Below are 19,731 nucleotides of genomic sequence, written 5' to 3'. Positions count from 1 at the left end.
TCTCAGACACGGCAACTCTTATTCTCCGCCATTGCTCCGAACGCAAAGGCTTCAGCTTTTAATCGATATGCCTTGACGCTCGCCATATATCCGCCGAAGTTGAAAAGCGCAATAGCGCGTGAGCAAACTGGAGTTCCGGCAAGAAGCGCCAGATTAGCGGTAGCCATGCGAGCGCCGCTGGAATCTCATTCAACTTGGTCGGCACGCGTTCTCGGTGCGCGCAGCGGGCATTCAGCAACGCCCCAAGCATATGGTGCGGAAGACGAGTGAGTCGGTTGCCGGCGCCAGTTTCAATCTAGGCTCTGCGTTCCTTCGTGCCTTTCAAGCCGCGATTATCATGGAAGTGCTACTCCGAACGTTTGCAGCAGTAAGAACGCGTTGAGTGAAAGGACAATGGCCGCTGCCATCGCGGACAATATGGTCGTAGATGCGCTGCTCTTGCAGACACCCATAATGTCCTGTCGGCAACTGAACCAAAGCAGCGCCAGCATCGGAAACGGCAACGCTAGGCTCAACACGACCTGACTGATAACAAGTGCCGTTGTAGTATTCACCCCAAAGCCGACAACCGCAAAACTGGGCAACATTGTCACGACCCTTCGCACCCATAGCGGGATACGAAAGCCGATGAAGCCCTGCATAATCATCTGGCCGGCCATCGTGCCCACGACCGAACTGGATATCCCAGAGGCAATAAGCGCCAGGAGAAAAATGCCCGCAGCTCCTATGCCGAGCAAAGGCGCAAGGGTGTGGTATGCCGTTTCGATTTCGGCGACCTCAGGATGACCCTCGTGGAATGCGCCGGAAGCCATGATGACCATGGCCATATTGATAAGGCCGGCAGTGCTCAGCGCGATGAGCACCTCGAGGTTCGAATACGCCAGTAGCATGGTGCGTTCAGCTTCTGTCTTAGCGAGCACGCGACTTTGGGTCAACCCTGAATGGAGAAACAACGCATGTGGCATTACGGTGGCGCCAATAATGCCGACCGCAATAGTGAGAGCTTCTGAATCCGGAAGATGCGGCGAAAACGTATGCGCGAAGACTGCTGGCCAGGCGACCGGTACGATGAATAGCTCGACTAGGTAGGACAAGCCAATCACGCCGACCAATCCTCCAATTGCAAGTTCGAGCGGACGGAAACCGGCACGCTCGAACAACAGAAGCGCATAGGTCACGAGGGCGGTGACAACCATGCTGACAAACAACGGCATGTGGAATAGCAGGGACAGGCCGATTGCTCCGCCCAGAAACTCGGCCAAATCCGTGGCCATCGCAGCCACCTCGCTCACTCCCCACATGAGAAGAACAAGCGACCTCGGGAGGTGTTCGCGACAGAGCTCAGCGAGGTTTCGTCCGGTAACTATCCCGAGTTTTGCGGAGAGCGCCTGGAACAGCATGGCTATCAGATTTGCCAGCAGCACGACCCAGAGGAGCGTATAGCCGTACTTCGCGCCAGCCTGAATGTTCGTCGCGAAGTTCCCCGGGTCTATGTAGGCGATTGAGACGACCATCGCCGGGCCGAAAAATGGCAGGAACACCCGCGCGCCTCGACCTTCGAGCCGCTCGCGCATCGCCGACGTCGTTCGCTCCGTCAGCGTTTTACGCCGGTCCTTCCGGCGAGCACGGTCGTCCATTGCCACTCCAGCCTGTCACCAGCTGCACGCACTGCGCGTCATCAGTCTGTCTGCGCATTACAACATCATTTGCCAGCGTGATTGGCCTGCCACTTCTTCTTCCGATAGCGCGAGAACCCCGTCCATTAGGTCGCGGAGGAAAGGCGCGAGTTTCGCTTTTGCCACAGGCTTCCGGCATATAAAGTATCGCGCTAGACGGGTCATGTCCGTCAAACGCGCCTTCCGTTTCCGCTTCTATCCAACCGCAGCTCAGGAGCAGCAGTTGGCGCAGCACTTTGGCTGTGTGCGGTTCGTCTATAACCACATGCTCGCGCGTCGTCAGCAGCGACGCAAGGACGGCCTGAAGTCGAACTACGTTGACGACGCCGCCGCGCTGACCGTGCTTAAGCGCGCGCCCGAGTGCCTCTGGCTGCGTGACGTCTCCATCGTCGCCCTGCAAGCGTCACTTCGTCACCTCGACACGGCATACCAGAATTTCTTTGCCCGGCGGGCAGGCTTTCCGCGCTTCAAGCGCAAGCGAGCCGCGCAAAGCTATGCCCTAATGCGCAACGGCTTTACCTTGCGCGACGGCAAGCTGACGCTCGCGAAGATGGCAGCGCCGCTCGATGTGCGCTGGAGCCGGGAGTTACCCGCCACGCCCTCGAGCCTGACCGTGTTGCGTGACGCTGCCGGCCGCTACTTCGTGAGCCTGCTGTGCGACGACGAGGTGGCGCCGCTGCCGGCGACGGCCAAGGTCGTTGCCGCCGACCTTGGTCTGACGCACCTTCTGACTTTCGCGGACGACCAGCCTCCACTGTCTCCGCCGAAGTTCCTCGCCGAGCTGCTGCATCGCGTGCGTCGCCTGAGCCGCGCGCTCTCGCGCAAACACAACGGCTCGAAAAACCGCGACAAGGCGCGCAAGCGTCTCGCGCGGCTGCACGCGCGCATTGCCGACTCGCGCAAGGATTTCCTGCACAAACTGTCCACCCAGCTCATCCGCGAAAACCAGGCGGTGTTCATGGAGGACCTGTGCATCAAGGGGATGATGCGCAGTCACCTTGCGCGGAGTATCGGCGACGCCGCCTGGGGCGAGTTGCTCAGGCAGCTCGCCTACAAGGCGGCGTGGTATGGCCGGACGTACTGGCAGGCGGACCGGTTCTTCGCGTCGAGCAAAACCTGTCACGCCTGCGGGTTTCGGCACACGTCGCTGCCGTTGAACATTCGGCAGTGGACCTGCCCGGATTGCGGCGAGATACACGACCGAGACCAGAACGCAGCGAGGAATATCCTCGCCGCAGGCCTTCTCGCAACACGTACCGCGGGACGCGCGGAACCTTAAGCCTGTGGAGCGGACGGAAGACCTGACGGAGACACCTTCGGCAGGCGGTCTGCAACGAAGCAGGAACCTGACTTGCGAAGCTCAGGAATCCCCGTCCCTTCAGGGCGGGGAGGACGTCAAGTAAGCAATTTCCTCATTTTGTGCCTTGATGATGTTCTTGGCCAGTCGCTTCATGGCGGGGGCCTTGCCGTGAGTGGCCATGATGTTAATGGTGTGTATGGCCATGGGAGGCATGATGCTCATGCCCACCGTGGTCGTGCTGGCCGCTCTCCATCATTCGCATCATCTGCGGACCCCCGGTCCTGAAAAATACCACTGTCAAGACGATGAAGATTGCGCCAAAGATGATGTCGAGGACGGTGGTGTAGTTGAAAGTAATCGTCGCGTCCACAACTGCTGTATGTCGGTCCGTCGGCACCCAGCCAAGCTCTTGGAATAACGCTTCGACCACGAGTGCCGCTGAGACCATCGCAAGATAGAAGGTTAGAGCGAGGAAGACCGTCATCCGTCCGCCGTAGTACTTCCTGTAGATGTTGAGGATGGGAGGAATGATGAGGTCGCCAAAGATGAAAGAAGCGACTCCGCCGAAGCTGATACCACCATTCCACAGTACGGTGGCGAGCGGCACGTTACCCACGGAACAGGTGAACGACGCAACGGCAATCAGCGGGCCGACAAATGCACCCCAAATCATCGCGGCCGTCGGATGGCTGACAAGAAAGAATTTCTGCCAGAAGCTGTCCGGCACCCAGGCGCCGAGCGCGCCAGCGATGAGCAACCCAATCCCGATGTCGCGCCACAGCATCGCCCAGTTCATCACGTAACTATGGCTGATAGCTATCCACCCGTCCTTGGATGAGAGACGTTGCTTCCAGGTCCCCTGCTGTTCGCCCATCGACATGGCAGCGTGACCCTCCATGCTGCCGGCGATGCCCTTGTCCGCCTGCTCGATAGCTTCGCTTTTGAGCGAGTCCTTGACAAAGAACCGGAAAAGCAGCGCAAGAACGACAATCATGATTGGGCCACCGATGAACTCAGCGGCGGCGAACTGCCAGGAAATCAGCACCCACATCAGCACGCCCAGTTCAAGCACAAGATTCGTCGCTGCAAACTGGAACGCCATGGCGGCCGTGAAGTCCCCGCCCTTGCGCACGATGGAGCGGGCCATCGCGACGGCGGCATAGGAGCAGGAGGATGATGCGGCGCCGAGCAGACTGGCAACTGTCAGCGACCGTGGGGATGCGTTCGGCAGAAGCATCGACATCTCGGACTTCGAGACCACGACCTCAATCACGGCCGAGAACAGAAAGCCGAGACTCAGCCCCCAGAAAATCTGCCACAGCATGGTGAAGGACATCCAGAGGGCATGACCGACAGCAGTGACAATCTGCATCGCAACCTCCTGCGTGAAGACTCCTATATCAGCGGTGCGCGGTTATAGAAATAAATGCCGTGAGGTGATTTTCCGACCTTGATGGTGTTGACGAGCTTCAATGTCTTCATGTCTATAACGCCGACATAGCGTGTGAAGCGGAAGGTCACCCAGAGATATTGCCGGTCGGGCGTGAGCTCCATGTCGTCAGGCCCCGGCAGCAACCCCGTGATGGTTCCAACGTTGGTCAACGTGTTCTGGTCGAGGATGCTGATAGTATTGCCGACGCGATTCGTCACGAGCACATGTTGGCCGTCGGCAAGGGAGCGGAAGTTGTGCGCCCCTCTATCCGTGTGAATTGTCTTGACGATTTTGCGCGCACGCCAGTCAATGACGGCGACATAGTCCGCACCGGTCATGCCAATCAGCAGATACTTGTCGCCGGGCGTTAGCCATAGTCCTGCCGGCGCTTTGCCGACAGGCATCTTCCACAGTACGGTCTGTGTCGCAAGGTCGATGGCGGCAACTTCGCCCGACTCCTGCAACGTGACGAAGACAATCTTGCTGTCGGCCGAGAAAATCATATGGCTCGGCATCTTTGCGAGCGGCACCCGTTTGGCCAGTGAGACATTCTTGCCGTCGTAGTGGTATATGTCCACGCGGTCAAGGCGCAGTCCATTGGTGACGAACCACTTCCGGTCGTAAGAAAACCCAAGCTGATAGGGGTCTTCGATGTCAGGCACCCACTTCTGAGCCTTGCCTGTCTTTGGGTCCAAAAATACGAGATTATTGCCCACCGAGTTCGCCACAATCAGAGACTGATTGTCTGGTGTGGCCATCAGATGATGCGGCTCCTTCCCGACCGGGAATGTGTCAACGACCTTCTGGCTCGCCTGGTCGATGAGACTTACACTCGCGTCCGCCGAGTTAAGGACGATGACATTCTCTGCCTGGACCGGTGTGTTCGCGAGTGCCGTGACGGCGAGCGCGCCGAGCATATACCGCATCTGAAATATGCCCAGCTTCATGCTGCGAGCACCGTAGGATGGAAGCCTGCTGCTTCGATTGCGGCCATGAGGCGTTCCGGTGACGCCGTCGACTCGACCTCGACAATCTTGCCGCCCACGTCGATTGCCACACTGGCTGCGGCGTCCTCCTGCGTGATAGCCTGCGTGATGGCGTTCGCACACCCGCCACATGACATGTCTTTGACTTCGAATTTCATGGCTGTCTCCAGCAATTGAAGAGAAACTTTGATGCTGAACCTTCCCATCGCGGGAAGGTCAAGCGTCTTTGCTGATGGCGCGCGTCTTCAGACTCACCCGTTGGCATCGCGGAAAAAGAACAATGCGAAGGCTCGCGACGCCCACATTTGCCCGATGCGTTTCCGTGATGGGCTTACCATAGCAAGCCCTAAGCCTGTGTTTTGAAATGACGCAGCCCGCCAGCGTTCACGCCGTAGAAGCGCCCAAAGATTATTTCGAAGATGCTCGGCCGCACTCGCGTTCTTTTGATTGGTCGCCACAGTAACGGCGAACTTCGGCGATTCAAACGCGGTTAGTTCGAGTGATAACCCCCGAAATGCATGCTCAAGGACAATCAACATCAGACTGCTTGCGACCCGGAGGAACGAGAGAGTCCGAGCGAGACCGGTCCCTTCGCCCGCTACCGGCTCGCCCCGCACGTCGCCGAGGGATGAGGGCCAAATTCGAGCCGAGCTGCTAAAGCCTTCGTCTGAGGATTGAACGCCGAGGACCATTCGTCTCGCAGGAAATGGCCGATTGACAGGCACGCAGAACTAGGCCGCAGGTATGCAGAGCCCATTAAGGCTTCTTGTCGAAAGCAGCAAATAGGAACGTATCGCGGTTGGTGCGAATTTGCAAAAGAGATGAAATCCACTCGATATGCCCTGTGCTGAGGGTGCAGCACGAACGGATTCAGCGACCAGTGGTTTTGGCGGGCGTGTCGAGCTTCGACGCCTTCTCAGGATGAGCGCGAGCGTACGCTTCCTTGTTCTTCTTCATGGATGCTGCGCTTGGCGGATACTCCGAACGACGAAAGGGCAATACGCCATCCTTGTACGCCTGGACAAGTTCCTGCCGAACTTCCTCTCGCGTTTTTCCCTGAATCATCGGACCGCCCTCGCCATTTGCTACACCGTCGGCACCGACTGTCAGCAACACGAACGTCGCGATTCCAACAATGAGTTTCATCGCATTTATTCCGTTGACGAAAGCCATCCCGGCCCTTCGATTCAGTGTACATGCCCGACGCTGCGTTCCCATGACCTGAAAATGATAAAAGCGTCATTTGACTGTAATCTGGTCCTTGCAGCCGCCTCGAATATCAAAAGGAGATAAAGTAACGTTGGAGTAACGGTCGTTACCCGCTTTCCGCTGTGATAGACGAGCAGTCCTTTCGGGCTTGATGTAGATGACCGCGCCCGTTCCGAGGGAAACAAGAGCGGCCTAATCCCTGGCGAAAAGCGAGAGCGTCCTAGGGCGCATCTACGAACCCAAGGATGGCAGTGGAAGCAAAACCAGCATCGCACTGTGTCTTGTCCGCTCTTTTCAATTGTCCGGGTGCGACGCAACGTCGCTTCTGCTCGTTGCCATGGTCCCAGCCGTGCGGTTAATATCCTGATTGGAACCAGTTCGGATTTTTGAAAACAATGATGAAACGTCTTTGTATCACGGCGGCTTTTATGTTTGGAACGCCCATAGCGCATGCCGCAGATACAGCGGTCACGATATTCAAAAGCCCTGCTTGTGGCTGTTGCGAGGGTTGGGTGAGGCATGTCGAGACCGCGGGCTTTGTGACCAACGTCGTTGATACAAACGACCTTCAGGCGGTTAAGGACCGGCTAGGGGTCCCGGCCTCGATGCGTTCCTGCCATACCGCTGTCGTGAGCGGCACGAATCAAGTCATTGAAGGCCACGTTCCTGCCTCGGCTATAAAAAAGCTGGTCGCTCAACGGGCAGTGCACGGTGTCGCCGCGCCCGGAATGCCAGCGAATTCCCCGGGGATGGGCGAGATGGATGGGAAGTTGGTCACTGTAGACTTCCTCGGAAAAAGGTTCTCACAGGACTGACCAAGACGACGAGATGTCGGACGCGTCCTGTGAGGGCGCACAGCACTTACATCAGCCGCTTCACTTGCAAGTTTTCATCCGATAGCGCTGGAAAACCCCGTCCTTCAGCGCGGGGGAACGTTCAAACGGTGACGACCTTATCATTGATTGCAACAGAATCGCTCGTTGGGAAATATAAAGTAAAAGTCGTTCGCCCCGCGGCACTCTGCACGTCAATTCTGCCTCGGTGCAGTTCCATAATAGATTTGACGATGGCCAATCCCAAACCCGCGTTCTTTCCGGATTCGTGTCGTGCTGGGTCTAATCGATAGAACCGGTCGAATATCTTCTCGACATCCGAGGCGGAAATTTCGATGCCTTCGTTAGTAACGGAGACCGCGGTATAACCGCGCTCGTTGGAACCGCGCAACTCGATGGTGGAACCGGGAGTAGCATGGTCCAAGGCATTGCTTACAAGATTACTGACCGCTCGTCGAAACATCGTTGTATCGGCGCGAATAGTACCATCGCCCTGAACGCGTAGCGAATTGCCACGTTCCTCGGCCAGACCGTCAAAATAGGACGCGAGCCGTCGAAGCTCGGAAGCGATATCTACATCGACAGTCGTGATAGCTTGCTGTGCGTTATCGGTCCGAGCAAGGAACAGCATATTCCCAATCATGCGCTGAAGCCGCTCGCACTCTTCGATGTTGGAGTCGAGAAGCGCTTCATACTCGTCAACACTCCTAGTCTTGGATAGCGTGATTTGGGAAGAGCTGATTACGTTCGCGAGCGGCGTGCGCATGTCATGAGCGAGGTCCGATGAAAATTGCGACAACCGGACGAACGCGCGCTCCAAGCGGTCCAGCATTCGATTTACCGAATGTGCTATTTCGTTCAATTCGACTGGGCCGCGCTCAATATTGAGTCGTTCACTCAAGTTGTGCGCCTCGATGCGAGACGCTTGGCGCCCAATACTTTTCACCGGCGTAAGTCCGCGCCTCGCCACGAGATAACCAAGAAGTCCGACCAGCGCTGAACCAATTGCGGCCGCAGCCCAAACGTCCAAACGGTAACTAGCCAGCAGGGAAACTCTGTCAGAAGCACTGCGCGCGAGAAGTATGTGCACGGTTTCCCCTGAGGGCAGGCTCTCGCTTGAAAAAATGCATCTAGCGGACCCAATGGCTTCGGGTGAGCACGTGTAAGGGAACCCTTGCAGTCGCCGCGGCTGGTAAGCGGACAACAGACCACCGGGCGTTTCCGGGTGTTGAACCACTATCGCGCCCGCTTGGTCCAGGACGGCCAAATATACGCCCGGATGAGATAGCAGAATTTCGTGAAACATATTGCTGGCGTCGCGGACGCCTGCGACTGTCCCGGCGTTGTGAATGAGTTGCCGGAACTGACTGAGCTTTCCGTCAATTTCGATATCATCGCGTCGCTGAAGTTCTGATGAGAGGGACGTATATAGGAACGCACCCATTAACGCGAATACCATCGCCGCGATGCCGAGGAAGGCGAGCGCAAGGCGGCCGGACAGTGAATAATGCTGCCCATCCGTCTTCATGTGCGCTCCTCCAGTACGTAGCCCATGCCGCGCACCGTGTGGAGAAGTTTTCTTTCGAAAGGAGCATCGATTTTGGCCCGCAGGCGCTTTACGGCGACGTCGACGACGTTTGTATCGCTGTCGAAATTCATGTCCCAGAGTTGGGACGTGATGAAGGTACGCGTCAGCACCTCTCCTTGGCGCTCCGCCAGCAATTGAAGAAGCGCGAATTCCTGGGCTGTCAAATCAATACGAACGTTTCCACGACGGGCGCGTCGCTTGAAGAGTTCAATTTCGAGGTCGGCGATGTTGATTACGTCGCGCGCTCCGCGCGGCGAGCGCCGAAGCAAAGACTTGACGCGCGCAAGAAACTCCGCATACGCGAATGGCTTTGAAAGATAATCGTCGGCTCCCAATTCGAGCCCTTTGACCTTGTCCTCTACCGTGTCCCGCGCAGTAAGAAGAAGCACCGGGGTCGATTTTTGTTGCCTCAAACGGCGAAGCACTTCGAAGCCGTCTAATTGGGGAAGCATCACGTCTAGAACGACAATATCAAAGTCTTCATGCAAGGCGAGGAAAAGGCCGTCCTTTCCGTTCGATGCAACGTCAACGTTGAAGCTCGCCTCAGTTAACCCCTTGTGCAGATACGACGTCATTTTTTGTTCGTCTTCGACAAGGAGTATGCGCATATTGAGCCTTTCAATCGCAGGGGTCATCGGTAAGGTTAGCAACTGCTGTCAGTCAAGTACATGACGCGAAAATGACATTTCGGTAATTTTAGGGCTCTTCATTACAGGTTGGTCATTTTCGAGCCACGGTCGCGTCATGGTCACCTGTGTATCGTGCCTTCAACTAATTCGCCGTAGCTTGCAACGGGTATAAACCCGCGTGCTAGACTCTTGCCTCATGACAAACTGGCGCAAATTCCTTACTGTCGTTCTGCTGATGCTCAGCCTGTCGGCTCGGGCATTCGCGGGCACACCGCTGAGCTGCGAACTTTCGCGGATTAGTGGAGGGAGTTCGTCCGTCGGTCATCTCCATACGACTCACGTGTTCAGTGCAGCGTCGGACTCCGTCGCCGCCGTCGGCTCCGCCCAGCATCATCACGACTCTCATGACGGCTCACACCATCACGGTAGTGGGCCCTGCAGCATCTGCGCGTCTTGCTGCTTCGGGAATGCTCTGCCGCCAGTAGCGGTCGTAGCGACAGCCATCGAGCTTTCTCATCAGGTCGCACCTACGCCACCGCACGTCCGCCCGGCCCGTTTTTTGACGGGCGGTATCGAACGTCCTCCTCGAACTCTCCTCGTTTAAGTCGAGTCGTCCCGCCCATGGCGTGACGCACCTTCGTTCTGTCTGCAATTCCTTGTGGACAGTTGACTTACGTCGAGAAAACTTTCATGCGAAACATTCTAGCGGCGCTGCTTACTGCGGCGGCGGCGATGCCGTCGTTCGCAAGCGAAACGCCGTCGCTTCCCGACCCTACGGACGCCGCGGCGCCGGTGCCGTCTGTGATGGTTCCGGCGATAGCCGGTTCATATCAATCGTTCCAAGACAAGCCGGTCGGCTCTTGGAGCGAGCTCAACAAGGCCGTGGCTCCAACTCCGAAAAAAACCGGTCCGGCTGGAATGTCCGGGGTCGGAAAAATGGACCATTCCACGATGTCGTCGTCGACGGCCGTCACCAAAGCTAACAAGGGCGCGGTACGTGGGGACGAAAAATCGCAGAAGGGCAACAACGGCATGGCCGGAATGAACCCTTCCCAGATGCCCGCGAAGTCAGCCACTGATGGCAACGCGGGCTCGGCTCGCGAAAACAAGAAAGAGCATTCGAACCACGAGGGCATGCACGAATGAACCAGCGCTTTCCTTCCGCTGGCCGCCTAGTGACGACCGTAAGCATCGTCGCGGTGCTGGCCGGGTGTACGACTTTTTCTAAGGACGGCGGTTTTAACAGTGTCTCTAATGTCGCGTCTGAGCGACTAGGAAAAGACGCCGTTGTCGTGAAAACTGACGACGACCGCAATGCGGTTTTCACGCGGACCAAGGAGTTGTTGACCAAGCCGCTGACTATGGACGATGCAGTGCAGGTTGCGCTCCTGAACAATCGCGGATTGCAGGTCTCATATGGGGAGCTTGGTATCTCCGAGGCTGACCTCGTGCAGGCAGGACGATTGCCGAACCCGGGTTTCACGTTCAGTCGGACGCATTCCAGCAACGACCTGACCATCGGCCGTACGTTCTCGATGGGCATCTTGAGCATCTTTACGCTCCCGCTCGCGACTCGAATCGAAAGCCGCCGTTTCGAACAGACGAAATTGCTCACGGCCGACGCCATGCTCAAGGTCGCCGCTGACGCACGCCGCGCTTACACCACTGCAGTGGCCGCCCAGCAGTCGGTTGCCTACGCCGAGCAAGTCAAGGATTCGGCCGAGGCTGCTGCAGAACTTGCCCAGCGGATGCAACAAGCAGGCAACTTCAGCAAGTTGGACTACGCGCGAGAGCAGGCGTTTTACGCCGACTCCGTGGCTCAACTTGCTAAGACCCGCCAAGAAAGCGTTGCGGCCCGCGAGAAGCTTACTCGCATCATGGGCCTATGGGGTTCCGGGACTCAGTACCAGCTTCCTGACCGGCTGCCGGACCTTCCGAAGTCTCGGCCGGAACTGAATGACTTGGAAAGCTTTGCAATGCAGAACCGTCTCGACATTCAGGCGGCAAAGTTGCAGACGCAGAGCGTGGCCACATCCTTAGGTTTGACCAAGGCAACACGCTTCATTAACGCACTCGACGTTGGAATTCTCAATAACTACGAGACCGATAAGGGTCATGAGCACGGGTACGAAATCAGCGTCGAGATTCCCATCTTCGACTGGGGCGGCTCGAAGGTAGCGCGCGCACAAGCAATCTATATGCAATCGGCGAATCGCTTGGCGGAAACCGCTGTGAACGCCAGGTCGGAGGTCCGCGAATCGTATTCGGCCTACGTAACCGAATACGACGTAGCGAAGCACTACCGCGACGAAGTCGTCCCGCTTCGCAAAACGATTTCAGACGAACTGATGCTTCGCTACAACGGCATGCTCGCAAGCGTTTTTGAGTTGCTGGCGGATTCCCGCGAGCAGGTTGGCGCCGTCAACAGCTATATCGAGGCGCTGAAGGACTACTGGATTGCAGAGACCGATTTGCAGCAAGCAGTCGGTGGACGTCTTCCTAACGTAGCCGACGCGCAATCTCAGACCGCGCCTCTCGCACAGCCGGCATCGTCATCAAATTCTGAAGGTAAATAAATGGTCTCACGTCGAAATTTCATCGGCGGTTCAGGCGCTGCGTTGTTGGGCGCAGCACTTGTCAGCAAGGCCGGCGCTGCATCATTGCCCGAGGCGCCGACAACGTCGAGCGTCAACATGCAGCCTCCGTTGGCTCCGCCAAACGGCCGCCCTTACACTCCAGTGGTGACTCTCAATGGCTGGTCGTTGCCATGGCGCATGAAGAACGGCTGGAAGGAGTTTCACCTTACAGCCGAGCCAGTCGTGCGCGAAATGGCTCCCGGCATGAAAGCCAATCTCTGGGGCTATAACGGTCAATCGCCGGGTCCGACCATCGAAGCGGTCGAGGGCGACAAAGTTCGAATCTTTGTGACCAACAAGCTGCCCGAGCATACGACCGTGCATTGGCACGGAATGCTGCTGCCTTCCGGTATGGATGGCGTCGGAGGGCTGACTCAACCGCATATCCCGCCGGGAAAGACCTTCGTGTACGAGTTTCAACTTGAGAAACACGGCACGTTTATGTATCACCCGCACGCCGACGAGATGGTGCAAATGGCGATGGGCATGATGGGTACCTTCATCGTCCACCCTAAGGACCCGAACGTCATGCGCGTCGACCGCGATTTCGTGTTCCTGATGTCGGCGTATGACATTGACCCGGGAAGCTTCACTCCTCGCGTCAACGAAATGACCGACTTCAACATGTGGACGTGGAATTCCCGGGTTTTTCCCGGCATTGACCCGTTGCCGGTACGTGTGGGAGACCGCGTTCGCATCCGGTTCGGCAACCTCACGATGACCAATCACCCGATTCACCTGCATGGCTACCACTTTGAAGTGGCGGGCACGGACGGGGGCTGGATACCGACTGCCGCTCGTTGGCCGGAAGTAACTGCGGACGTGGCCGTTGGACAGATGCGCGCCATTGAATTTACGGCGAATCGACCCGGCGATTGGGCATTTCACTGTCACAAATCACACCACACGATGAACGCCATGGGCCACCAGGTGCCAAACCTGATTGGGGTGCAACAGAAGGACTTGGCAAAGCGTATCAACAAGCTCGTGCCGGACTACATGGCAATGGGAAGTGCCGGCGGCGCCATGGGTGAAATGGAGATGCCGTTGCCCGATAACACACTGCCCATGATGACCGGAACAGGTCCGTTCGGACCGCTCGAAATGGGCGGCATGTTTACGGTCGTGAAGGTTCGCGAGGGCATGGCTCGAAATGATTATCGAGACCCAGGTTGGTTCAAACATCCGAAGGGCACTGTCGCATACGAGTATACCGGCGACGTGTCCGAAAGTTGATTCGCAGATTCGCAGCAGGTCGCGGATATTTTTTTTAATGGTATCTGGAGAAAGAGCATGAAAAAGACATTTGTTTCGATTGCACTCGGCGTTGCATTGGCCACTTCTGGCGCCGCATTCGCGGCGGGCGATATGGGGAACATGGACATGTCGAGCGGCGCCAAGCAAGGAGGGGCAGCTAACTCGTCGATGTCGCACGGCGAAATTAAGAAAGTGGACACGGCGTCCGGCAAGTTGACCATCAAGCACGGCCCGCTTGAGAACCTCGGCATGGACGGGATGACGATGGCTTTCAAGGTCAAGGACCCGGCGATGTTGTCGCAAGTCAAAGTGGGCGACAAGGTTGATTTCGTTGCGGAGGAAATTAACGGTGCGTTGACTGTTACGAAACTGCAGAAACAGTAAAAGCATCTAGGACAGACAACTCGGTGCGCAGGGCTGTTTCGACGGCCCGCACCAACCACTATCAAGGAAATCAAAAATGAAGGCCTCGAAAAACAAGCTCATCGCGCCGGTCGTTGCGACTCTGGCCATCGCATTGGCTCCAGCTATTGCCTTTGCGCACGGCAAGCTCGAGAGCGCAGAACCTCCCGTGAATGGCACGGTTTCAACAGCACCGGGCGTACTGCGCCTAACCTTCAATGAAGACCTCGAACCGACTTTCAGCACCATCAAAGTCGCTGATGCGAGCGGTGCACCGGTAGGTGAAGAAAAGGCCAAGGTGGACCCGGCAAACAAGCGTATTTTGACCCTTGCTGTTCCGAAGTTGGCCGCAGGTACGTATTCCGTCCAATGGGCTGTCATGACCGGCGACAGTCACAAAGCGAAAGGCACGTATAAATTCTCGGTGAACTGATGAACTACGGCTCCTTGGACATCGAGCGCCTTTTGTTGATGGCGTTGCAAAACCTGGGTCTTGCGGCCATGGTCGGCGCTCTTCTCAGCGCGTGGTGGCTGAGGGGACCGAAATCCGATTGGCAAGTGCGCGCCTCGGCGAAGCTCGGACTTGTCTTCAGGATGTCAGCCATCGTAGCGTTGCTGTCTAGTACGGCAGGATTTTGGGTTCATTGCGCGTTGATGAGCGAAACTACTCTCCTCGACGCTTGGCCCGCAGTCCGCTCGATGCTGGTGAAGACGCAGTTCGGCCATATTTGGGCAATTGGTGCTGGTCTGCTCCTCTGCGCTGTTGTGTTGTCGTTCAAACCTACGAATCGCGCCGGTATTCCGTGTCAGCGTCTAACGTGGCTCTTGATAGCGGGAGTCGCTCTGGCAAAAAGTAACGCGGGTCACCCAGTAGATGCTGGTATTTTGAGTCTCCCCGTATGGGTGGATTGGGTTCACCTTCTCGCGATTAGTTCGTGGGTGGGTATGGTCCTCATGGCAGCGTACATCGTGTCGCCAGGAATGTTGCGCGCGAGGTCGACGGAACTCTCCGGAGGCGCCAGATATGTTCAGGCGATGTCGGATGCGGCTACCGTCGCCCTCGTCGCCCTGTTCCTGACGGGCGCGTTCAACGGCTGGCGTGGTGTCAGCGCACCCGAGAATATTCTCGGGTCGTCTTACGGGTTGGTCCTCGTCTTTAAGCTTGCGCTCGTCTTGGTCGCCGCCGCGCTGGGCGGCCATAACCGGTTCTTCGAAATGCCCGCGCTTCTTGCTTCGCTGAAAGGGTCTTCGTCCGCCATTCAGACGCGTCAACTGAAACGCTTCGCGACCGTATTGCATATAGAGTCGTGGGTCCTTATCGGCGTGATTGTAATCGCGACGGTGCTGGTATCGAGTCCGCTTCCCGGCACCGAGTGACAGAGTGAAATCTCGGCAGCGTCCTGCACATCGGCGCTGACAAGCCGCTGGCAACTTAAATCGGAAAGCGGTCAGCGCGACCCGAAAATAGCAACGCGGCGGTTCGTGGCGAGTCTGCCGTCATCGAGATTAGTTGAGGTTCTCAGCAGGAACTCGTCTTTCGGGCCCGGAGTTCTACTTCGGGCCTTCTTACCCGCGTGGCGAGCCGTGCCTCTGCGATGTGAGACGCATCCTTTGCTGTCCTTTCCGCACTGAAAGACCTTCTCGTGAACTTGTAGTCGGCGGGCGTTGTAGAAGCCGAGACAGTCGACGATTTCATCCATCGCAGCACGCTGCGTTGCGAAGTGACGAACGCGCAGTCGTGCGACCCAGGTTAACGGCCGTGACCGTGCGGCGCTCAACCCCGGGGATTTGGTATCCGAATAAATACATCATTCCTGAGGCTCTTGCTCGAGCTAACCATCAGTTGGCGGGCGAGCCACTTAGAGTAAGGATGGTGGCATGCTTAAGTGACTGATTGATTGCGCGCACATTACCATTTGGTCATTTGTTAGTCATCTTCAATTGTATTGCGCTTTTCCACTTTCCTTCTGCTGTCTTGTGCAGTTAATCTCATCGACAAGTCGACCTGGTCGCTCGCATATAGAGGGCTGGTCAACGTACAAAGCGTTTTTGTGTGGAATTTCGTCGGTTCCGGCTCTTCGCCAAGGGCGTCGATACTTCGCCCTGTGCAGTGCGCAAGGAGCCTCCGCGTCCGACTGACCATGCGGCGCGCGGTGGGCCAAATTCTGGTTCTAGTTGTGAGAGGGCTTGACGTGACTATGCTAAAGCAACAAGCGGATATTGATGTTGAAATCAACGGAAGGCGGCGTTTTGTGCGGGGGCTCGCAGCGGGTGGTCTCGTCGCTGGCATTGGCGGATGGCCGATAGCATCACTTGCCGCAACGGTAAGCACGGGGCCGACGGTACTTAGCGGCACGCAGTTCGATTTAACGATTGACTCGACACCGGTCAACTATACCGGGCGCACCCGACCCACAACCTCCGTCAATGGGTCGATTCCTGCTCCGATTCTTAAGTGGAAACAGGGTTCTGAAGTTGCGATGCGAGTCACCAATCGGCTTGCGGTTCCTACCTCCATTCATTGGCACGGCATCCTAGTTCCCTTTGGAATGGACGGCGTCCCTGGCATCAGCTTTCCTGGAATCGAGCCCGGCGAAACGTTCACCTATAAATTCCTTGTTCGACAAGCGGGAACCTACTGGTATCACAGTCATAGCCGTTTCCAAGAACAGACCGGCCTATATGGGCCACTGGTCATTGAGCCCGCCAATGGCGAGAGCGTCCATACGGACCGTGACTACGTTGTCATGCTTAGCGACTGGACCGACGAGAATCCGGAGCGAGTCATGCAGAACCTGAAGGTCTCCAGTGACTACTACAACTACCAGATGCCGACGGCGCCGCAGTTTTTTAGCGATATCAAGCGAATCGGGCTCAAGGGGGCATTGAAGAAGCGACAGATGTGGAACGAAATGCGAATGAACCCCACCGATTTCAATGATGTGTCGGGGGCCACCTACACATACCTCGTCAATGGTGTGGCTCCTGCCGGCAACTGGACCGCTATCGCGCGACCTCGTGAAAAGGTGAGACTTCGTTTCATCAACGGGTCTTCGACAACGCTTTTCGATGTTCGTATCCCGGGCCTGAAGATGACGGTCATCTCTACAGACGGACAGGAAGTTGAACCGGTTGAGGTCGACGAATTCCGCATTTCGGTCGCCGAGACCTACGACGTTGTGGTTGAGATGCCTGACGACAAGGCGTACACGATTTTTTGTCAGTCGATGGACAGAAGTGGATATGCACGCGCAACTCTAGCTTCATACCCCGGTATGCGAGCTCAGATTCCCCCAATGGACCCTAAGACCTGGCTGACGATGGACGACATGGGCATGGGCGGGATGCAAGGGATGGAGGGAATGAAGGGAATGTCGGATATGGGCGACATGAAGGGCATGCACGACATGAAGGGCATGAGCGACATGAAGGGCATGGGCGACATGAACGGCATGGGCGACATGGAGGGCATGGGCGACATGAAGAACATGGGTGACATGAAGAACATGGGCGACATGGAGGGCATGGGCGACATGAAGAACATGGGTGACATGAAGAACATGGGCGACATGAAGGGCATGGACGACATGAAGGGCATGGACAACATGAAGGGCATGGGCGACATGAAGGGCATGAGCGACATGAAGAACATGGGCGACATGAAGGGCATGGACGACATGAAGGGCATGGACAACATGAAGGGCATGGGCGACATGAAGGGCATGAGCGACATGAAGAACATGGGCGACATGAAGAACATGGGTGACATGAAGAACATGGGCGACATGAAGGGCATGGGCGACATGAAGGGCATAAACGGCGGAGGGACCACGGGGATGAGTGAGATGGCTCTTAAGACCGGCCCCGAAGTCGACATGCGACCGATGACGGTTTCGAGTTCCCTAAGTGACCCAGGACCACGGCTGCGAGGCAACGGCCGAAAGGTGCTGACCTATTCCGACCTGCGGACCATTGGCGGCCCGCTCGACGACCGCCCGCCTACGAGGGAAATGACGCTACGGCTTACCGGGAACATGGACCGTTTTATTTGGGGCTTTGATGGCAAGAAGTTCTCGGAAGCTGAGCCCATCGTCTTTAACTACGGGGAGCGGCTCAGGGTTACGCTCATAAACGACACGATGATGAACCATCCGATTCATCTTCATGGGATGTTTATGGAACTGGAGGACGAGCGTGGGCAGTTCCTCGTGCGGAAACACACCATCAACGTCCAGCCCACCAAGCGAGTGAGCTACTTGGTAACAGCGGACGCTCCCGGGCAATGGGCGTTTCATTGCCATCTTCTGTATCACATGGAGGCGGGAATGTTCCGCAAGGTAGTGGTCGCATGAGCGCGAGCCACTTTTTCAGGCGCGCGGGACAAAGGAAGCCGGTCAAGTCCTTTCCAACCGCGGTCGCGCTATTGATAGCCTCCTCGTCGGCCGTGGCTGCGGGAGATATGTCGCAGATGGACGGTATGCCGGGCATGAAAGGCATGGGCAACATGGACATGTCGGACAAGGGGAATAACTCATCTCAGTCACGCTCCGGTTCCACCTCAAAGACGGGCGGAGCGCCCGGGGCAAAAGGAACGTCAGGGATGGACGGCGGGGACCAGATGAAATCGCCTGGAGACCAGCCACATCCCAAATCGGCCGCACCGACCGACGGCAATCAGTCGAAGTCGAGCAGCGACGCCAGTATCCGGGTTGATAATTCGAAAAGTCCGAAGGCAGGTCCGCTCAATGGACCCAATCACATCATTGGGGTCGACGAACCTCGCATTCCGATGGCGAACCCGAATGAAGGCATACCGATGCAAGGCATGGATATGTCCGACAACGGTATCTACCACCAAATTCTCATCAACCAGTTGGAGTACGTTAAGGCAGTTGGAGGACAAGGATGGTCGTGGGACGGTGAGGCATGGATTGGCGGCGACATCAACAGGCTATGGTTGAAGAGTTCTGGGGAGCGTCTTTACGGAAAAACAGACGATGCGCGCGTCGAAGCTCTCGTATCACACGCATACTCGACCTATTGGAACGCGCAACTTGGTGTCCGGCACGACTTCGGTAACGGACCGACTCGCGATTGGGCAGCCATCGGCGTTGAAGGACTAGCTCCTTATTTCTTCAATGTACAGGCGACGGGCTATATCGGAACTTCCGGCCGCACCGCTCTCCAGTTGAAAACATCCTACGACATCTTGCTGTCTCAGAAGCTCTTTCTGACCCCCGAAGCCGAGATGAACGCATACGGCAAGTCCGACCCGGAGCGAGAAATTGGCAGCGGTATATCTGATATTAAACTGGGGTTGCGTGTTCGCTACGAGATTAGGCGAGAAATAGCTCCCTACATTGGCTTTGTGTGGGGACGCCGCTTCGGCCGTACGGCTGATTTTTCACGCCGCGATGGAGAGCCGGTAACCGATACGGAACTGGTGGTTGGCTTGCGCCTTTGGTATTAGCGCACCTCCTCCGCTGCCCCGATTCGCCTCGTTGAACATGTCACCGCCTACGCTTCTTGCGACGTTGCCGCTAGGCTGGAAAGCAAAGCGTCGCGCCCGGCAATCCAACGTCGCCTTCGCCCTAATAGTCCACGACTCGAACTAAGCAGATGAAGTCAACATTACATTTTGGTCAGTCAACCTACATTTTCGCGGTCCTCCTTCGACGAGGGATATCACGTATGTAAAGCGCAACCTCGGTGAAGAAACCATTGTCCGGTAGCACCGACGGCGGCTCGGTCATTCAGTCTTCCACCTCAGGCCGCGATTGCAT

The 19,731-nt window shown here is 56.8% G+C and carries 18 protein-coding genes; 10 read left to right on the top strand and 8 right to left on the bottom strand.

From position 1 onward, the window contains the following. Positions 1-2 precede the first annotated feature (2 nt). Complete coding sequence (locus QCE73_RS10380; RefSeq protein ID WP_238212472.1) at positions 3-167, bottom strand: hypothetical protein; 165 nt, start codon at positions 165-167, stop codon at positions 3-5. A gap of 168 nt (positions 168-335) precedes the next feature. Then, a complete protein-coding gene (locus tag QCE73_RS10375) occupies positions 336-1,637 on the bottom strand; it encodes an Nramp family divalent metal transporter (RefSeq protein WP_087126647.1) in 1,302 nt (433 codons plus the stop codon). Between the two features lie 202 nt (positions 1,638-1,839). Between QCE73_RS10375 and QCE73_RS10370 the strand changes: the two genes are divergently transcribed. Beyond that, positions 1,840-2,955, top strand: a complete 1,116-nt coding sequence (locus QCE73_RS10370; protein ID WP_087126648.1) for an RNA-guided endonuclease TnpB family protein — start codon at positions 1,840-1,842, stop codon at positions 2,953-2,955. 205 nt (positions 2,956-3,160) lie between these two features. Here QCE73_RS10370 and QCE73_RS10365 read toward each other — a convergent pair whose 3' ends face one another. The 4 genes from QCE73_RS10365 to QCE73_RS10350 form a co-directional block, all read right to left on the bottom strand. Then, a complete protein-coding gene (locus tag QCE73_RS10365) occupies positions 3,161-4,348 on the bottom strand; it encodes a permease (protein ID WP_087126649.1) in 1,188 nt (395 codons plus the stop codon). A gap of 23 nt (positions 4,349-4,371) precedes the next feature. After that, complete coding sequence (locus tag QCE73_RS10360; protein WP_087126680.1) at positions 4,372-5,334, bottom strand: cytochrome D1 domain-containing protein; 963 nt, start codon at positions 5,332-5,334, stop codon at positions 4,372-4,374. A 17-nt stretch (positions 5,335-5,351) separates the two neighbouring features. Beyond that, on the bottom strand, positions 5,352-5,552 hold the full coding sequence (locus tag QCE73_RS10355) for a heavy-metal-associated domain-containing protein (RefSeq protein ID WP_087126681.1): 201 nt from the start codon (positions 5,550-5,552) through the stop codon (positions 5,352-5,354). A 712-nt stretch (positions 5,553-6,264) separates the two neighbouring features. Beyond that, on the bottom strand, positions 6,265-6,567 hold the full coding sequence (locus QCE73_RS10350) for a DUF4148 domain-containing protein (protein WP_309881083.1): 303 nt from the start codon (positions 6,565-6,567) through the stop codon (positions 6,265-6,267). A 431-nt stretch (positions 6,568-6,998) separates the two neighbouring features. Here QCE73_RS10350 and QCE73_RS10345 point away from each other — a divergent pair, with 431 nt between their 5' ends. Then, positions 6,999-7,418, top strand: a complete 420-nt coding sequence (locus QCE73_RS10345; RefSeq protein ID WP_309881081.1) for a DUF411 domain-containing protein — start codon at positions 6,999-7,001, stop codon at positions 7,416-7,418. A 121-nt stretch (positions 7,419-7,539) separates the two neighbouring features. Here the strand turns inward: QCE73_RS10345 and QCE73_RS10340 are convergent, their stop codons facing one another. Both QCE73_RS10340 and QCE73_RS10335 read right to left on the bottom strand, forming a co-directional pair. Beyond that, positions 7,540-8,964 carry a heavy metal sensor histidine kinase gene (locus tag QCE73_RS10340; protein WP_309881080.1) on the bottom strand — a complete coding sequence of 475 codons (1,425 nt, stop codon included), beginning with the start codon at positions 8,962-8,964 and terminating at the stop codon, positions 7,540-7,542. After that, complete coding sequence (locus QCE73_RS10335) at positions 8,961-9,632, bottom strand: heavy metal response regulator transcription factor (protein ID WP_029672341.1); 672 nt, start codon at positions 9,630-9,632, stop codon at positions 8,961-8,963. The genes QCE73_RS10340 and QCE73_RS10335 overlap by 4 nt, the downstream gene beginning before the upstream one ends. Positions 9,633-10,343: 711 nt before the next feature. Between QCE73_RS10335 and QCE73_RS10330 the strand changes: the two genes are divergently transcribed. The 8 genes from QCE73_RS10330 (at position 10,344) to QCE73_RS10295 (ending at position 19,418) form a co-directional block, all read left to right on the top strand. Continuing rightward, positions 10,344-10,799 (top strand): hypothetical protein, encoded by a 456-nt coding sequence (locus QCE73_RS10330; protein ID WP_140401945.1) that lies wholly within the window; start codon positions 10,344-10,346, stop codon positions 10,797-10,799. Beyond that, entirely contained in the window at positions 10,796-12,229 is a 1,434-nt protein-coding gene (locus QCE73_RS10325) for a TolC family protein (protein ID WP_309881079.1), read from the top strand. The genes QCE73_RS10330 and QCE73_RS10325 overlap by 4 nt, the downstream gene beginning before the upstream one ends. After that, positions 12,230-13,525: a copper oxidase gene (locus QCE73_RS10320; protein ID WP_087126653.1), complete on the top strand. Its 1,296-nt coding sequence runs from the start codon at positions 12,230-12,232 to the stop codon at positions 13,523-13,525. A gap of 57 nt (positions 13,526-13,582) precedes the next feature. Continuing rightward, positions 13,583-13,930: a copper-binding protein gene (locus tag QCE73_RS10315; protein ID WP_087126654.1), complete on the top strand. Its 348-nt coding sequence runs from the start codon at positions 13,583-13,585 to the stop codon at positions 13,928-13,930. A gap of 76 nt (positions 13,931-14,006) precedes the next feature. Next, the gene (locus tag QCE73_RS10310; protein WP_087126655.1) at positions 14,007-14,381 is read left to right on the top strand and encodes a copper resistance CopC family protein; all 375 of its coding nucleotides are present in this window, start codon (positions 14,007-14,009) and stop codon (positions 14,379-14,381) included. Continuing rightward, positions 14,381-15,325, top strand: a complete 945-nt coding sequence (locus QCE73_RS10305; RefSeq protein WP_087126656.1) for a copper resistance D family protein — start codon at positions 14,381-14,383, stop codon at positions 15,323-15,325. Before QCE73_RS10310 ends, QCE73_RS10305 begins: the two co-directional genes overlap by 1 nt. Before the next feature lie 821 nt (positions 15,326-16,146). Next, the gene (locus QCE73_RS10300) at positions 16,147-18,300 is read left to right on the top strand and encodes a copper resistance system multicopper oxidase (protein WP_309881078.1); all 2,154 of its coding nucleotides are present in this window, start codon (positions 16,147-16,149) and stop codon (positions 18,298-18,300) included. Then, entirely contained in the window at positions 18,297-19,418 is a 1,122-nt protein-coding gene (locus tag QCE73_RS10295; protein ID WP_309881077.1) for a copper resistance protein B, read from the top strand. The genes QCE73_RS10300 and QCE73_RS10295 overlap by 4 nt, the downstream gene beginning before the upstream one ends. Positions 19,419-19,731: the final 313 nt, after the last annotated feature.

The sequence above is a fragment of the Caballeronia sp. LZ029 genome (assembly GCF_031451275.1).
GTDB lineage: Bacteria > Pseudomonadota > Gammaproteobacteria > Burkholderiales > Burkholderiaceae > Caballeronia > Caballeronia jiangsuensis.
Note: the sequence above shows the minus strand (reverse complement) of the source record. Positions and strands in the feature narration are given on the sequence as shown.

Excerpts from the sequence above, each read along its gene's own strand:
- QCE73_RS10370 (WP_087126648.1), top strand. The coding sequence starts at position 1,840 with ATGTCCGTCAAACGCGCCTTCCGTTTCCGCTTCTATCCAACCGCAGCT.
- QCE73_RS10295 (WP_309881077.1), top strand. The coding sequence starts at position 18,297 with ATGAGCGCGAGCCACTTTTTCAGGCGCGCGGGACAAAGGAAGCCGGTC.
- QCE73_RS10360 (WP_087126680.1), bottom strand. The coding sequence starts at position 5,334 with ATGCGGTATATGCTCGGCGCGCTCGCCGTCACGGCACTCGCGAACACA.
- QCE73_RS10375 (WP_087126647.1), bottom strand. The coding sequence starts at position 1,637 with ATGGACGACCGTGCTCGCCGGAAGGACCGGCGTAAAACGCTGACGGAG.
- QCE73_RS10320 (WP_087126653.1), top strand. The coding sequence starts at position 12,230 with ATGGTCTCACGTCGAAATTTCATCGGCGGTTCAGGCGCTGCGTTGTTG.
- QCE73_RS10340 (WP_309881080.1), bottom strand. The coding sequence starts at position 8,964 with ATGAAGACGGATGGGCAGCATTATTCACTGTCCGGCCGCCTTGCGCTC.
- QCE73_RS10335 (WP_029672341.1), bottom strand. The coding sequence starts at position 9,632 with ATGCGCATACTCCTTGTCGAAGACGAACAAAAAATGACGTCGTATCTG.
- QCE73_RS10350 (WP_309881083.1), bottom strand. The coding sequence starts at position 6,567 with ATGGCTTTCGTCAACGGAATAAATGCGATGAAACTCATTGTTGGAATC.
- QCE73_RS10365 (WP_087126649.1), bottom strand. The coding sequence starts at position 4,348 with ATGCAGATTGTCACTGCTGTCGGTCATGCCCTCTGGATGTCCTTCACC.
- QCE73_RS10345 (WP_309881081.1), top strand. The coding sequence starts at position 6,999 with ATGATGAAACGTCTTTGTATCACGGCGGCTTTTATGTTTGGAACGCCC.
- QCE73_RS10325 (WP_309881079.1), top strand. The coding sequence starts at position 10,796 with ATGAACCAGCGCTTTCCTTCCGCTGGCCGCCTAGTGACGACCGTAAGC.
- QCE73_RS10310 (WP_087126655.1), top strand. The coding sequence starts at position 14,007 with ATGAAGGCCTCGAAAAACAAGCTCATCGCGCCGGTCGTTGCGACTCTG.
- QCE73_RS10315 (WP_087126654.1), top strand. The coding sequence starts at position 13,583 with ATGAAAAAGACATTTGTTTCGATTGCACTCGGCGTTGCATTGGCCACT.
- QCE73_RS10380 (WP_238212472.1), bottom strand. The coding sequence starts at position 167 with ATGGCTACCGCTAATCTGGCGCTTCTTGCCGGAACTCCAGTTTGCTCA.
- QCE73_RS10300 (WP_309881078.1), top strand. The coding sequence starts at position 16,147 with ATGCTAAAGCAACAAGCGGATATTGATGTTGAAATCAACGGAAGGCGG.
- QCE73_RS10355 (WP_087126681.1), bottom strand. The coding sequence starts at position 5,552 with ATGAAATTCGAAGTCAAAGACATGTCATGTGGCGGGTGTGCGAACGCC.
- QCE73_RS10305 (WP_087126656.1), top strand. The coding sequence starts at position 14,381 with ATGAACTACGGCTCCTTGGACATCGAGCGCCTTTTGTTGATGGCGTTG.
- QCE73_RS10330 (WP_140401945.1), top strand. The coding sequence starts at position 10,344 with ATGCGAAACATTCTAGCGGCGCTGCTTACTGCGGCGGCGGCGATGCCG.